Source organism: Dolichospermum sp. LEGE 00240, assembly GCF_015207875.1.
Classification (GTDB): domain Bacteria; phylum Cyanobacteriota; class Cyanobacteriia; order Cyanobacteriales; family Nostocaceae; genus Dolichospermum; species Dolichospermum gracile.
In genome coordinates this window covers 1-13,915 of sequence record NZ_JADEVZ010000096.1, presented here as the reverse complement: position 1 = coordinate 13,915, position 13,915 = coordinate 1, and the positions used below count along the sequence as shown (strand labels likewise).

The window sequence follows — 13,915 nt, the reverse complement described above, 5'->3', positions numbered from 1 at the left end:
CCCACAGAGGGCGGGGAAACCCACAGAGGGCGGGGAAACCCCGCCCCTACAGGCTTTACGATTTGCTAACTGGATCTCATAAAGAGTGCATACCGCTATAACCAATTACCGACCACCTATTTGACAAACTTAGGCATAATTTCCGCAGCCGTAAATAAGCCAGAAATGCCCCGTTGACGCAATTCTTGAGCAGCTTTAAGATAACCGAAGGCAGGACCACACACATTGGCAGCCATGCTAGTTTCATCCCCTAACGTGAAGGTATGAGTAGATATTTTGCCTTCAAAAGTGCGTCCAGTGATTTTCACATTTGTACTCAGGGGCTTTTTGGGGTTGCGGGTATCAACTACACCGCCAACCGTGACTCTATCCCGTGAACAAATTCCCGCCACCTCTAACATCACATCATCGGCGTGTTCCATATTTTCCAAGGTTAACACCCCATTGGTTCGATCAAGTAACGCTTCTACCTCTGCGTCAGTCATGGCTCTAGCGGCTTCTATACTATAACCGGGCATATGACCAATATCTTCCCTAACAGTGGCGCGGTAGGCTTCCCAGTTAGCAATTCCCACACCAAAGGTAATGACCACATTGTGAATTTCCGCATAACTTTGGGCAGCTAAGGCGGCAGCAGCGGTTAATAGCCCAGGAGTAGCACCACAGCCCGTCATGTAGGTAATTCCGGCGGCTTGCAGTTCATCTTTCATGGATAGGAGTTGTTCGACTGCACTGGTGCGTTTAATGGCATCTACGAGAACACCCTGCCAACCGGCTTGAATAAATTCTTTGGCGACAGAGGGGATAAAGTCGTTGGGGAGGTTGGGTAAAGCCAGAAAATAACCATCTACAGCGTCACCAGTGACTTGAATTAAATCCTGAATACTGTTGTTGCTTAATGTACCGAATGCTTCTAAATGACCGATTGTACCTTGATTTTGGTAAGTAGTAATACAAGCTTGGGTGTTTAAACCCTCAGTAGAGTAAGCGTAGCCATTTTGGTCGGCGACGGCGACAAGAATCATTTCTCGTTTGCTGGAAAGGAGTTTTGCGGCTGCTTGTCCAAGTCCGCCAAAACCCAGGACTCCAACGCGGATAGGTTGGTTTGTTAGTGGTGTGTTCATAGTGATTTTTGTAAGGCGTATAAACCTAAATTTCCGTATAATAGCTAGTTATGTTGGAAAAATCTAGAGGTTTCCCAGTAAACGAGGTTTAAGAAAGCTTTTTCTATTTTGCTTCAATCATCTAAACGTAATAATTTGCGGTAAAAGGATTTAGAAAAATCCGTGATTTTATCCCGCTTATAGTTTTCCATTAGTTCAATTAAACAAATCATAAATTCAAAACTTGCCATCATTACTTCATAAGATAGTTCGGCGTTACCATCAAACTGGATTCGGCAACGGGTTAAGTCTGAAGGTAAGGTAGAAACATTCCAAGTAGCAACGAAGGGAATATTGTCACTACCTTCAATTTTGCGCTGTCCTTCCAACACGCCTTTTTGATAAAGACTGATAGCATAAGGTAACAAATTCCGCTTATTACCCTGAATGTACGGTAGGTAAACGATAGATTGTTGCTGGCTTGCAGGTTGGAGTTGATCAAAAAACGTATTACCAGTCATTGTTATAGATTCCTTAAGTTAGCATGATATGGGGCTATTTTATCACTTTCTTTAGAGGATATCTGCACAGGACTCGGCAGATAGGTAAGCAAAATTGATTAAGTAGGTTGGCGTTAAAAATCGTTGTTAGAGAAAGGCAAAAGGCAAGAGGCAAGATTAAAGAAGTTTTCAGCGATTTTACGTTTCTTTACAGAGTTTGGTTTTATTGTGTTCACCTACTTATATAAAATATTTGGATTTGATGTAGGGGTAGCGCCCCGTGCCTACTCCGATTTATAGGGTGATCACAGGGGATTATGGGGCAACCACAGGAGGTTTGCCCCTACTAATCTACCTTTTCTGAAGGATAGGTAAGGAAAGAAATGACATTTTAAACTAAAGCTGCTGTTGCTTTGAGGGCGAAAATTTTCTCAATTATATCTTCAACTACTTTATCCGGTGTTGAAGCACCAGAAGTCACACCAACTTTGATTTCTCCTGCTGGTAGCCAATTTTCTGTAATTACTAATTCTCCTGTTAATTGCCGATGTTCAATGTTATTAATTGATTGAATCCGTTCTCCACAATCAATGTGATAAGAGGGAATACCTCGATCAAAGGCAATTTGTTGTAGTTGGGTAGTATTGGATGAGTTAAACCCACCAATAACTATGATTAAATCTACATTTTCTTCGACTAATCCTAACATAGCATCTTGACGTTCTTGGGTGGCATCACAGATGGTGTTGAAATTTTGAAAATGCTGATTTAATGCTGTTGGTCCATATTTCTGCATCATGGTATGCTCTAGCATTTTACCGATTTGTTCGGTTTCACCTTTGAGCATGGTTGTTTGGTTCGCAATTCCTACCCGTTGTAAGTCTTGATCAGGATCAAATCCTGCTGAACAGGCTTTGGAAAATTTGGCTAAAAATTCTTCACGATCGCCACCGTTGAGAATATAATTAATGACATATTCTGCTTCTTTTATGTTTAAAACAATCAAATATTTCCCGGCAAAGGAACTGGTGGCAACTGTTTCTTCATGCTTATATTTTCCGTGAATAATTGAGGTGTAATCACCTTTTTTGTGCTTTTCTACGGTGTTCCATACTTTGGATACCCAAGGGCAGGTAGTATCAACAATTTGGCAACCTTTATCATGCAATATTTGCATTTCTTGAACACTTGCACCAAAGGCTGGTAAAATTACTACGTCACCACTATTAACAACTGAGAAGTCTTTCAGTTTGTCAATAACGGGAATAAATTGTACCTGCATTTCTTGCATTCGTTTATTCACAGATGGATTGTGAATAATTTCGTTGGTAATCCAAATCTGTTCTGTGGGAAAATGTTGCCGGGTTTCATAAGCCATAGCTACAGCCCGTTCTACACCCCAACAAAAACCAAATGCTTGTGCTAGTTGGATGGTGACATTACCACGTTTGATGGTGTAGTTGCGATCGCGGATTTCCTGAATTAAGTTACTCTGAAACTCAGATTGTAACTGGGTAGCGACTTCCGCTTGATGACCAAAACCTTTACGATTGTAATTGTCTGAATGTTGAAGGCTACGTTTAAAAGCTTTTGTATCCATTCTAGATTGACCACTAATAATTACTATTTTTGATTTTCTCGTGTTTCGAGGCAATTGAGATGGAAAATTTTGGATTTATATCCTACTTTTTGAGTTGATCTTTTCAGGTTTAGTCGCTTGGGATGTTATTTGTTGGTTAGTATACATCTGTAAGGCAGTCCGCCAAACTAGATAACCTGGGGGACTCAGATGCAAACCATCGGTGGTAAAATCTGACCGAAGATTACCTTGTTTATCGGTGAATAAGGGATGTAAATTCAGATATTTCACCCCTTTTTCAGTAGCGAGATGATTCAATTCCTGATTCAAATTACGAATCCGAGGATTGGGAATTGCTAGAAGTTTTTCTTTTCCTTCCCAAGTTATCCCCTCCTCACCATGGGGCAAAATTGACTGAACGACAATTTCTGTTTGGGGGTGTTTTCTTCGCAAATAACTGATAATTTGCTGATAATTAGCTAAAATTTCCTGATCATCTAACCCGCGAATTAGATCATTAATGCCCACCATAATGAAAATCTTTTCCGGTTTGGTGCGATCAAAAAAATCTAATCTTTGCAATAATCCATTGCTAACTTCCCCGGATATGCCCTGATTTAGCCAGCTTCTATCCTCAGGTAATAACTCCGGTGGAAACCATAAACTCAGAGAATCTCCTGCTAGTATGGTTAATCGCTGGGGATTTTTCCTAGCAGTTATTTTAGCTTCTTGCTTGAGAATATCCAACCATTGGGGATAACTGAGTTTATGACGGGGTCCTAACTCTGGTGCTACATATTGATTTTTCCAGTTCAGGTTAACTGGTTCTGGGGGATCTGGAATAGCTGTGGTTGCTAACACAGGGGTTAGCTTTTGCTGTCGCCAAATCAATAAGATGACCGCTAACATTAGGATAATATTAGTTAACAGTGCGAATAGTCCCCAGATAGGAAAAGTTTTTACACGATTAGACACGACGAAAAAACATTACGGATATTGAGTTTAGTTGTCAGTTGTTCGTTGTCAGTGGGAAGAAAAATGTTCTCCCCTACTTCCCTGCCTTTTACTTGTTAGAAATCCGATCTGCAAATTCGGAGTTATAACCTTCTTCCCCGTGTTCGTTGATATCCAAGCCTTGATCTTCGGTTTGATCTGGGACTCGTAAACCAACTGTAGCAGCAATAATTTTCAGAATGATCCAAGTTCCTACACCAGCAATAATATAGGCTATGGCGATCGCTGCTAGTTCTACAAACAATTCACCGAAGTTACCGCGCAGTACCCCATCTTTACCACCGCTATTTACTTCAGTTGTGGCAAAAAAAGCTGTTAAAATCGCCCCGATAGTACCTCCAACACCATGTACAGGATAGGTATCTAGGGCATCATCAACCTGCAATTTGTGTTTAAAACTGACAGCATAGAAGCAGAGGAAAGAGGTAATAAAACCAATTAAAATTGCGGCTACAGGGGTGACAAATCCTGCTCCTGGGGTGATTCCCACTAAACCAGCGACAGCACCGGTAACTGCCCCTACAGCGGTGGGTTTTCCCCGTAATGTAGCTTCTAGAATCAACCACATTAACGACCCGGCGGCAGCGGATGTATTAGTAGCAACAAAGGCGACTGTAGCTACTGTGCCGGCGGATAAGGCACTACCAGCATTAAAACCAAACCAACCAAACCAAAGTAAGCCCGCACCTAACAATATAAAGGGGACATTGTGGGGAGGACTCAGACGATCTGGATAGTTTTTTCTCGGACCAAGGACAATGGCTGCGACTAGTGCCGAAACAGCAGAGCTAATATGCACTACTGTACCACCAGCAAAGTCGAGAGCGCCGATGCCGCCGTATAAACCTAAGAATCCTCCCTTTGCCCAAACCATGTGTGCTAGGGGTGTGTAGATAAAGGTTGACCACAGGACTACAAATAGGCAATAGGCACGGAAACTCATGCGTTCGGCGATCGCTCCCGAAATTAAAGCTGGGGTGATAATTGCAAACATGGCTTGATAGATCATGAATGCTTGATGGGGAATTGTCCCCGCATAGGAAACTACCTCCGCAGGGGCTGAACCTTGGAGATAACCTGTGGTTTCTACACCAACACCATTTAACCCTAGCCACTGTAAACCACCAATGAAGGGTAAACCAGGGGCAAAGGAAAGACTATAACCCCACAGCACCCAGGTGACTCCCACAATCGCCATCAACACAAAACTCATCATCAATGTGTTGAGAATATTGTGCGATCGCACAAACCCACCATAAAAGAATGCTAATCCTGGTGTCATTAGCAATACTAAAGCTGAGGAAATCAGCATAAATGCTGTATCACCTGCATTGGGATCAGATACGGTTGCTGAGGTTTCTGCCCAAGCATTTCCTGTTAACAACCCTACCAGTACAAATAGAGTTAAACACCCAATGATAGTCAATTTTTTGAACACTTATTTTCATTCCTCTGTGTCTACGATATTTGTCTTCATTCAATACAATTCGTAGTATTTGCTACTTTTTTCTGTCTTAAAAACTACTCAACTTTTAATTTTTCAGTAAGCTTAACAAAAATTTTATGTTTTATGTGGGTTATATTTACAGACTTATTTATTTTCTGATGCAACACCTACATATTGTCCTGATGTAGACAACAAGCTGGTGACAATTTTCTTCTTTTTTCTTTTTTCTGACTCCTGAACTTCTGATAGCGAAGCGTGGCGTTAGCCATACTCCTGACTTCTGAACTTCTGCTATATAACAATTCAATCCTTCACAGATTCTTGAACATCGGGTTCAGGTACATCACTAGAAATTAATCCAGGAATTGGAGTTGAGTTTGCTGGTGATGCCAACTTAAGTATTCCCTGGGAAATTTCTGTATGTTTAACTGCGTTAACATCACTGAGGTAATAGCCAAATATCTTATCATAATTAGAGGCAACTGCTAAACATACCCCACCTAAAATATATACTGGTAACGGAACAGGAACAGAGAAACCTCGTAACCATTTAAAAAATTCCGCTAAAGCAAACAGAATAAAAAAACATATAAGCCAAACTCTCATCATTCTATCTGCTCCATACCAAGTCATCTTTTCACTTAATTTTTAATTTTAGTAGAAAATTTATTGGGTTTTCTCATGTCAACCCAACTTTGTATCTTAGAGGAAGTTCCCAACTCAGAAAACACCGCTTTGCCCGGATTTCTCACCAAAATCCTCAAACCCTGATAAAATCTGGATTCTGGGTTTCTAAAAATCGGTTTTAGGGTACGTCAGATATCAACAATCTGTTTATTTGCAGGATTTACGCAGTCTGACGCACCCTACCAATGTGCTTTTTCCTAGAGTTTAACTTTTTAAGTAATAGGACAGAATTAATTACACAACTGATTTTTCTGTTCCCAGTTAAGAGTCTCCTCTCTCAACGAGTGAATTTAATTTTGTCCGACTACTTATTTGACGATGCCTGCGGCAAGCGAAGCTATCGCTTGACAATCAAGACAGTCGCTACAAATCAAGGCTTTTTCCGGTTTTGACAAGGTATTTTTAATTAAACAGGAGTTAAAAATAGATTAGCTTCTGCTTGTCTTCTGCGTCTTAATCCAGCTTCTACATTGCTACCAGGATTTCTATACTTGAGAAAAGTTTTTTCAATCTCATCCCATTTCTTATCTCTCAAAACTCTAGTCATGCTTGAGAAGTTGGACCCACCATAAAAGTTAGCACCCAAGTTATAACCAAAACTCAATAAAGCGCCCTGTTGATTGGCGTTTAATTCATTCCAAACAGGAATTTTTTGCAGAGGTGGAAGATAGCTATTCTCTAGCTGAAGCATCAATAAATCATCTGCTTCTTGTTGAGTAATGCTTTCACCTAATTTCCAGTTACTACCATCTCTTTTTTTAGTAGAACCCCAACCAATGGTAATAGGTAAATTGCCACTGAGAGGATCTGGATAAGCTTTTAAATAACAACCTTCAAATTCTTTGATGAGAGGAATACCTGGAAGTGGTAGTTTTCCAGTTCTCCCACCAAAACCTTTTGTAGGGGTGCTTAAAGTTGAGGATGATATAGATGATGCTGCGCTTGTTGTTGCTTCTCCCAGGGCATTATTTAAGGCATTTTGAGTATTTTTCCCAACTATACCATCAGCTTCAAGTCCTTTTTGACTTTGAAATTGTTTAACGGCTTTGAGAGTGTTATTACCAAAATCACCATCTATTGTTCCTGGATTTAGATTAAGTGCTTTTAAGATTTCTTGTAGTTGTGTAACTTGTGATCCTCTTGCACCTTTTCGGAGAGTTTTACCGCTCTCGAGATTTAATTTGCTAGGCATTGTATGATTATGGGGACTAATGTTTAACGTTTCTTTAACCAAAACATCCTGAAAATCCTTTCTGTCTGAATCAGGATTTTCAGGATTTGAGGATGTACAAAATAGTAGTTTATCATTTTTAGGCGTTGCTGAATTGAGGTATGAAATTCCCAAATTGAACCTTTAAAGCTCAAACCTCAGTGCGTCTTTGCTACGGCAGTTGCTCATGGGGGAAACCCCCAAGACCGCGCTGCCTCGCCTTTGCGTGAGACTAAAATTCATACCCTTAATCAGCAACGCCCATTTTTATTGACAGATCGGATCTTCCGGTGATATTCTAGCGATCGCGCGTTTTAATTGATGATCAATAACTTTTGCACCACTAACTTGAAAAAAATCAATATAATAAGTAGTCAGCATTGAAAATCGTCGTTATGGCAAGGCAAGAGTGAAGAGGGTTTAGGGGATTTTACTTTTCTTTACACAGATTGGTTTTATTGTGTTCACATACTTATCAGGTTGGAGAAATCCTGTGTGAGCAAGTCATGTCTTTGATTAAAGAATCTCAGCGGCTGCAGCCGCTGAGAATGTCAAGAAAGTTGTTGAGGGATTGCAGTTTGTAAATATTTTGCACAACTTTCCAGCATATTCCTTTAGACTAAATTTCCATAGGAATATAAAAATATTGAAAATGGAGACAAAAACCAATGTCTACGGTAAATTTATGTTGCCATGAGTTTGTGGTGGCTATTTCCTCAATCGCTTGTATTGTCGGTCTATGGTTATTAAAAGATGACAATCAAGCCATTGATGATTTTCAAGAAACAGAAGAAAGTCTCTTAAGAATGAGCTTTGCGTACTGGTTAGTTTATTGCGTCGCTTTTGGGATAGAAAAGGTATTCTTATTTGACGGGGAATCTGTAATGATAACTTTAAGAATTACTACAGCTTTGTCATATTTTTTAACATTTTCTTGTATTTTGAGTTTACCGTTACATAAGTTTGCAGTTCATAAAATTGAAGAATAATCAAAAGTCAAGGTTAGAACTGAATTTAGCTCCAACCTTGCTATTGGTAAATTCATAATTTAGGCAATTCTCATAGCAATAGCGATCGCACCTTCGAGTTCATCCTGTAGTAAAGTTGTGAGGATAAACACCTCCTGCACCGTCTTACCTTGACGAGCAATGATTTTATAGCCACCACGAATAGGTACAGACACCCGCAACTGCATTTTTGGTGCATGACCCTTAGCTCTACCAATCACCGCCGGTGTCACAGTCCCAATACCATGCTGTTGACACAAACGTTCTAAAATGGGAATTAGACCAGGAATATGGGTAGAGTGATTCCAAACAAGTCTACCATCAGTAGGTTTTGACATAATTAGGCTACTTCCAGGGGAGCCATTGTCAACCCAGCCCGACGAAGTTGTTGGTGGTATAATTCTGCTGGTTCTTGGGGACCGGTCCAGACAATTGCTAGTCCTTCATAGTGTACTTGATTAGTGAGATCCCAAGCGCGATCGCCCGACATCCCCGGAATATACTTCATCAAACACTCAGCCACGTGCTGGAAAGTATTGAAATCATCATTCAACACAATCACCTTATAATTAGGATAGGTTTTCCGAGTCACCTGATTAACCCGGTCAGGTGTCACAGTTGGTGCTGAAGCCATACTGTACACATCTGCAATTCTTGTCACCATAGAAAAATGAGCCAAAAACGACATTGTAAAAACTGACATTACAAATAACCAGTTTAATCCATTGCTGGCTGAGTTAGTAGTCAGACACAAGCTGATAATATGTAAAAATATTAATTTATATCTATGAAGTAATTGACATTTTACCTTTTAATAACTTCCTATATGAGATATAGAATAGAATTGAACTAAGAATATATAAACCTATAATAGGTGCGGAAATGAACACATTTCTCCTCTATACAAACGACTTTCATGCTTGGACTCAAGAACAGGTTAATTTACTCAAAACTCAACAATGGGATACATTAGATACTGTCAACCTAATTGAAGAATTAGAAACCTTGGGAAGAAAAGAAAGACAAGAACTTAGAAATAGATTGGCTGTGTTGCTAGGACATTTATTAAAATGGCAATTTCAATCAGAAAAACGCAGCAGTAGTTGGTTGAGTACAATTCGAGAACAACGGATTCAAATAAAACTACTTTTACAAGATAGTCCCAGTTTAAAACCTTATTTAGAAGAAGTTTTTCTCACAGCTTATGAACTAGGTTTAGCATTAGCAATGAGAGAAACTCAATTAGGTCAACAGATATTTCCCCAAATATGTCCTTACACCTGCGAACAAACCCTCAATTCTGAATTTCTTGCAGATTAAATTTTAGATACCCGACTTCTTTGAGAAGTCGGGTATCTTGTGCCATCATATTTTACCTACCGCCAATCATCCCAATTTTCATTAAAAATAGAAGTATCAGGAAAAGCGGTAGGATTCCCATTCGCCTCCAACAACTTTCTTAAAATTTGTAATTGTGGTTCTTGTTGAGGTAAATCATCAACCAATTGATATGGTGCAATTCCTTCTTTTAGTGCAAAACTCGCCACAGTTCCCGCAGCCGCACCAGAAGACCATTCAAAAGAATGAACCCGATAAGCAGCCGCCGCAATATGACTAGTAGCAATACTTTTTCCTCCTACTAATAAATTATCAATTTTTTGGGGAATCATTGCCCGCAAAGCAATTTGAAAAGGATAAGCAAGTCCTGCACCCCGCCTTTCTCCAGCACGTTCCTGATTACCAGGTGCTTCCACTGGACTTTTTGTCATGCAGGGATGAAAATCTATGGCATAATGACCAATACCCACAGCATCAGGGTAAATTGTCGAACGACTCCGGCGAATAACTTTTTCTGGAGGAATTTCCCCCCTAATTACAGATGTCGCTTCCAAACCAGCCACCGCTGCTTTTAGATTGCGATACATATTTGCCGGCAAAGTTTTCCGATAATATTCATCATTATAATTACGCCGAGAAATATCAACTTCCCAAATGCCAAAACCTTCCGGTTGTCCCCAACTTGGACGACCAATAATCCGTCTTCCTTCCCGCATATAAGGGTATTTAGATAAACCATGAACCGTCCCCATTGGCGAATCTAAACCTGTTAAGAAACGGATATTTGTTTGCGGTTGTTTAACACCATTACCTAATTGAGAATCTGTAGTTCCCCCATACAACCAATAAAAATAGGAAAATGCTTTTTCTTCAGCTTTACGCAAAGTTTCTGTGCGTAGTCCACCTTGCCAACCTCCAGATTTCAACTGTCCAGAATTTTCTAATTGTTGACGACTGTAAATAAGATTATCTGCGGCTGTTCCTGGACGGTAATCATTTCCCCAAGTCCAGTTTTGCATAGAAATATCCCCCGGTGTTGGTGAAGTAAATTTCACCCCATTAAATGTAGTTACTTGTCCTCTTTGCGGACTCCAAATTCGGCGATAGGTAAAGACTAAATCAAAGTTTGCTAATCGCTTTAATTCATAACTAAAATATGGTGAATATTGTAAATAAAATGGTGGCATTGTTTGGCTTTGGTGTTCTTTTGTTGCCTCCATTGCAAAAGTATAGGTGAAACCTTGAGGACAATAAGGATCATCTGTCGTGCTAGAAGATGAAGGTTCAAGATAGGAACGGGCATCAATTCCTAGTCGGTAAGGAACATCGGCTAAAGCGATAATTTCCCCGGTTTCACTTGTGTCTATAACATACCATTTTTTGAGATTATTTAGAGATTGTTTAGGCAGAAAACGAATAATAGTTTTACTAAATTGTGATGAGTTTTTATAACTATAAGCATCTTCAATGGTTTGGGATAAAGGATAAGTATTTAAAGGGGGTTGATTTTTTGCTGGTTGATGTTGAATAGCTATGGCATTATTAATAATTTTGCCATCTTTGCTAATTTCTAAATCTTTAATTACTGTATTCGCAAACCATTGTAATTTTCCTCTACCTTTTTTTTCAGCATCTTTGAGCATTTGTGTCATGATATTGTGAGCATCACGAGGTAGAAAACAGGAGTCACTTACCCAACAATCACCAGGGTTAAGTTTGCCATATTTGCGTTCAATGCGGTTTCTTAATTGGGAATAACCGCGAGAATAGAATTGTTTAGCTCGTTGAGTTGGTCTTTCGTCTAATGCAGATGTCCCTTGGGAGGAGATTTGTCCCCCCAACCAGTCGGTTATTTCTGTTAAACAAACTGTGCGTCCTGCGAGTAACCCTTCGTAAGCTGTGGCTACTCCAGAGAGTCCACCACCCACAACGAGAAGCTCACAGTTGACGGTCTGATCCGGGTTACGTAGAGGGGTAGCGGTGACGGGATATAGGGTGATTAAGGTGGTAAATAGGCTAAAGCTGATCAATAATTGAAAGCCTTTTTTGTATCTACGTCTCATGGTTTTTGCACTCTGTACACTACTACGTCAAATAGGTTCATACCTGATTTTATATGATCATGGTACTTACAGCAGTTTGAGATCAAACCCACCACAAAAATTAATCGCAGAATGAAGTTTGGTACTGGTTTTTACCAATTAATTAATAATTGTTGTAATTGGGTGCGTTTTGCCAAATCTTCATAAATTTTATCTACTTCCCAACCCCAATCATCTGGGCTGGGAACGGTATCTAATAATGGATCAGTATAAATATAAACAATTATTTTCATGGGGAGAAATAAGGGAGAATTGGATCTTTTCCCCAATTATTAATCGCAAAAACTCGACTAATCTCCTAATTATGCAATACTGATGACATTTTCTGAGGTGTTTTATAGACTGTGAGTCTGCAAACTGATATTGAAGAAAAACAACTTTTTGTTGAAACATACAAGAGCAAAAGATAGCAATTTATCAGTAATTATATCCACTCTCTAATTTGTCATTAATTGACATGATAATATGAATTCTCTTCCAGTTGACATCGTTGAACCACTGGATATTCAGACTTCCCATCTCGACTCTTCACTGACTAAACAGTTTCCTAAGCAATTTACTAAAAATGATATTCGTACCAGTTTACAAGCTTCTACGGTAGATGCTATTTTTGCGTCTATTTTTTCTTTGAGTACGGGAGGAATTTTAGTTAGTAATTTGTTAGTTGAGTTGGGGGCTACTCCCGTGATATTTGGAATGTTATCGTCAATTCCCATGCTGGTAAATTTTGTTCAACCTGTGGGTGCTTATATTTCCGAACAAACTACCAGTAGATTCAAGTATTCTCTATTCACCTTTGGAATTTCTCGTTTATTATGGCTAATTCTGGTAATTGGTATTTTTGCTAATAATTCCAGTGTCCTAAATTCCCAACAATTGATAATATTAACACTGTCAATTGTGCTTTTTAGTCATCTTTTAGGGGGATTAGGAAGTGCATCTTGGCTAAGTTGGTTAGCAATTATTGTTCCCCGCAGGTTACGAGGGAGATATTTTGGGATTCGGAATAGTGCTTGTCATCTGACGAATTTAATATGTATTCCTTTAGCGGGATTTGTAATATCACATTGGTATGGTGGAACTATCCAAGGTTATGGATTAGTTCTATCCTTAGGGACTATTTGCGGGATTATTAGTTTGTTTTGCCAGTATTTCCAAGTAGATGTCAATCCGCAATTACAAAATCAGTACAGTTGGAATGGTTGTGAAAGTCCTCCTGAAGATATTTGCCAAGAAGAAACTAATTGGATTACTATTATTGAGCAAAACTCTAAATTCTTACTATTTCTACTTTATTTTAGTATTTGGATGTTGGCTGTGCATTTGAGCGCACCTTTTTTCAACTTCTATTTATTAGATACTTTAGATTTAGATGTGACTTTAGTAACTGTTTATAACAGTCTTCAGACTGGGGCAAATCTATTAGTGTTGATTTTGTGGGGGAAATTAGCTGATAGAATTGGTAATCGTCCCATTCTCGTCTGTGTTGGCGTTTTAGTCGCAATTACACCATTATTCTGGTTAGGAATTGGTAATCATCAACTTGATTTTTGGCTATGGTTGCCGCTTTTACATATTTTCACTGGCATCACCTGGGCAGGTGTTGATTTATGTAGCACTAATATGTATCTGGGAATTGCTCCGACAAGAAATAAATCTATCTATTTTGCCATTGTTGCGGCTGTTGGGGGCGTAAGTGGAGCTTTAGGTACAACAATCGGCGGTTTTATCGCCCAAAGTCCTAATTTTGGCGGTTTATTAGGTTTATTTGCCCTTTCTAGCCTGTGCCGACTATTAGGGCTGCTTCCCCTGATTTTCGTCCAAGAACCGGGCAAGTAGGAGTTCTGAAGAATGAAGAATGAAGAATGAAGAATGAAGAATGAAGAATGAAGAATGAAATTTCTCCCCTACTCCCCCACTCCCCCTAC

The 13,915-nt window shown here is 39.4% G+C and carries 14 protein-coding genes; 3 read left to right on the top strand and 11 right to left on the bottom strand.

The window, feature by feature from the left end:
- Positions 1-116 precede the first annotated feature (116 nt).
- The 7 genes from IQ226_RS22305 to IQ226_RS22275 form a co-directional block, all read right to left on the bottom strand.
- Positions 117-1,124: a saccharopine dehydrogenase-like oxidoreductase gene (locus tag IQ226_RS22305; protein WP_193899028.1), complete on the bottom strand. Its 1,008-nt coding sequence runs from the start codon at positions 1,122-1,124 to the stop codon at positions 117-119.
- Positions 1,125-1,237: 113 nt separating this feature from the next.
- A complete protein-coding gene (gene ebsA / locus IQ226_RS22300; RefSeq protein WP_096670294.1) occupies positions 1,238-1,624 on the bottom strand; it encodes a type IV pilus biogenesis protein EbsA in 387 nt (128 codons plus the stop codon).
- Positions 1,625-1,994: 370 nt separating this feature from the next.
- The gene (locus IQ226_RS22295) at positions 1,995-3,203 is read right to left on the bottom strand and encodes a 4-hydroxy-3-methylbut-2-enyl diphosphate reductase (RefSeq protein ID WP_193899026.1); all 1,209 of its coding nucleotides are present in this window, start codon (positions 3,201-3,203) and stop codon (positions 1,995-1,997) included.
- 75 nt (positions 3,204-3,278) lie between these two features.
- Positions 3,279-4,157, bottom strand: coding sequence for an SGNH/GDSL hydrolase family protein (locus tag IQ226_RS22290; protein WP_370567215.1), 879 nt, complete (start codon positions 4,155-4,157; stop codon positions 3,279-3,281).
- An 88-nt stretch (positions 4,158-4,245) separates the two neighbouring features.
- Positions 4,246-5,634, bottom strand: a complete 1,389-nt coding sequence (locus IQ226_RS22285; RefSeq protein ID WP_193899024.1) for an ammonium transporter — start codon at positions 5,632-5,634, stop codon at positions 4,246-4,248.
- Between the two features lie 312 nt (positions 5,635-5,946).
- Entirely contained in the window at positions 5,947-6,249 is a 303-nt protein-coding gene (locus IQ226_RS22280; protein WP_193899041.1) for a hypothetical protein, read from the bottom strand.
- Positions 6,250-6,736: 487 nt separating this feature from the next.
- Positions 6,737-7,522 carry a peptidoglycan-binding protein gene (locus IQ226_RS22275; protein WP_193899038.1) on the bottom strand — a complete coding sequence of 262 codons (786 nt, stop codon included), beginning with the start codon at positions 7,520-7,522 and terminating at the stop codon, positions 6,737-6,739.
- Between the two features lie 686 nt (positions 7,523-8,208).
- Between IQ226_RS22275 and IQ226_RS22270 the strand changes: the two genes are divergently transcribed.
- Positions 8,209-8,529, top strand: coding sequence for a hypothetical protein (locus IQ226_RS22270; RefSeq protein WP_193899022.1), 321 nt, complete (start codon positions 8,209-8,211; stop codon positions 8,527-8,529).
- 59 nt (positions 8,530-8,588) lie between these two features.
- On the opposite strand, the gene IQ226_RS22265 is transcribed toward IQ226_RS22270, so the two are convergent.
- On the bottom strand, positions 8,589-8,885 hold the full coding sequence (locus IQ226_RS22265; RefSeq protein WP_027401012.1) for a DUF2103 domain-containing protein: 297 nt from the start codon (positions 8,883-8,885) through the stop codon (positions 8,589-8,591).
- A gap of 2 nt (positions 8,886-8,887) precedes the next feature.
- The gene (gene clpS, locus IQ226_RS22260) at positions 8,888-9,211 is read right to left on the bottom strand and encodes an ATP-dependent Clp protease adapter ClpS (protein ID WP_193899030.1); all 324 of its coding nucleotides are present in this window, start codon (positions 9,209-9,211) and stop codon (positions 8,888-8,890) included.
- A 218-nt stretch (positions 9,212-9,429) separates the two neighbouring features.
- Here clpS and IQ226_RS22255 point away from each other — a divergent pair, with 218 nt between their 5' ends.
- Complete coding sequence (locus IQ226_RS22255) at positions 9,430-9,867, top strand: DUF29 domain-containing protein (RefSeq protein ID WP_193899021.1); 438 nt, start codon at positions 9,430-9,432, stop codon at positions 9,865-9,867.
- A 56-nt stretch (positions 9,868-9,923) separates the two neighbouring features.
- Here the strand turns inward: IQ226_RS22255 and IQ226_RS22250 are convergent, their stop codons facing one another.
- Both IQ226_RS22250 and IQ226_RS22245 read right to left on the bottom strand, forming a co-directional pair.
- Positions 9,924-11,948: an FAD-dependent oxidoreductase gene (locus IQ226_RS22250; protein WP_193899019.1), complete on the bottom strand. Its 2,025-nt coding sequence runs from the start codon at positions 11,946-11,948 to the stop codon at positions 9,924-9,926.
- A gap of 131 nt (positions 11,949-12,079) precedes the next feature.
- The gene (locus IQ226_RS22245) at positions 12,080-12,220 is read right to left on the bottom strand and encodes a hypothetical protein (protein WP_193899017.1); all 141 of its coding nucleotides are present in this window, start codon (positions 12,218-12,220) and stop codon (positions 12,080-12,082) included.
- A gap of 232 nt (positions 12,221-12,452) precedes the next feature.
- Here IQ226_RS22245 and IQ226_RS22240 point away from each other — a divergent pair, with 232 nt between their 5' ends.
- Positions 12,453-13,826, top strand: coding sequence for an MFS transporter (locus IQ226_RS22240; protein ID WP_193899015.1), 1,374 nt, complete (start codon positions 12,453-12,455; stop codon positions 13,824-13,826).
- The last annotated feature ends 89 nt before the right edge of the window (positions 13,827-13,915 follow it).

Bases quoted from the DNA above. Each gene is read 5' to 3' on its own strand.
- IQ226_RS22270 (WP_193899022.1), top strand. From the start codon at position 8,209: ATGTCTACGGTAAATTTATGTTGCCATGAGTTTGTGGTGGCTATTTCC.
- IQ226_RS22280 (WP_193899041.1), bottom strand. From the start codon at position 6,249: ATGAGAGTTTGGCTTATATGTTTTTTTATTCTGTTTGCTTTAGCGGAA.
- IQ226_RS22265 (WP_027401012.1), bottom strand. From the start codon at position 8,885: ATGTCAAAACCTACTGATGGTAGACTTGTTTGGAATCACTCTACCCAT.
- IQ226_RS22240 (WP_193899015.1), top strand. From the start codon at position 12,453: ATGAATTCTCTTCCAGTTGACATCGTTGAACCACTGGATATTCAGACT.
- IQ226_RS22275 (WP_193899038.1), bottom strand. From the start codon at position 7,522: ATGCCTAGCAAATTAAATCTCGAGAGCGGTAAAACTCTCCGAAAAGGT.
- IQ226_RS22305 (WP_193899028.1), bottom strand. From the start codon at position 1,124: ATGAACACACCACTAACAAACCAACCTATCCGCGTTGGAGTCCTGGGT.
- clpS (WP_193899030.1), bottom strand. From the start codon at position 9,211: ATGGTGACAAGAATTGCAGATGTGTACAGTATGGCTTCAGCACCAACT.
- ebsA (WP_096670294.1), bottom strand. From the start codon at position 1,624: ATGACTGGTAATACGTTTTTTGATCAACTCCAACCTGCAAGCCAGCAA.
- IQ226_RS22250 (WP_193899019.1), bottom strand. From the start codon at position 11,948: ATGAGACGTAGATACAAAAAAGGCTTTCAATTATTGATCAGCTTTAGC.
- IQ226_RS22245 (WP_193899017.1), bottom strand. From the start codon at position 12,220: ATGAAAATAATTGTTTATATTTATACTGATCCATTATTAGATACCGTT.
- IQ226_RS22255 (WP_193899021.1), top strand. From the start codon at position 9,430: ATGAACACATTTCTCCTCTATACAAACGACTTTCATGCTTGGACTCAA.
- IQ226_RS22295 (WP_193899026.1), bottom strand. From the start codon at position 3,203: ATGGATACAAAAGCTTTTAAACGTAGCCTTCAACATTCAGACAATTAC.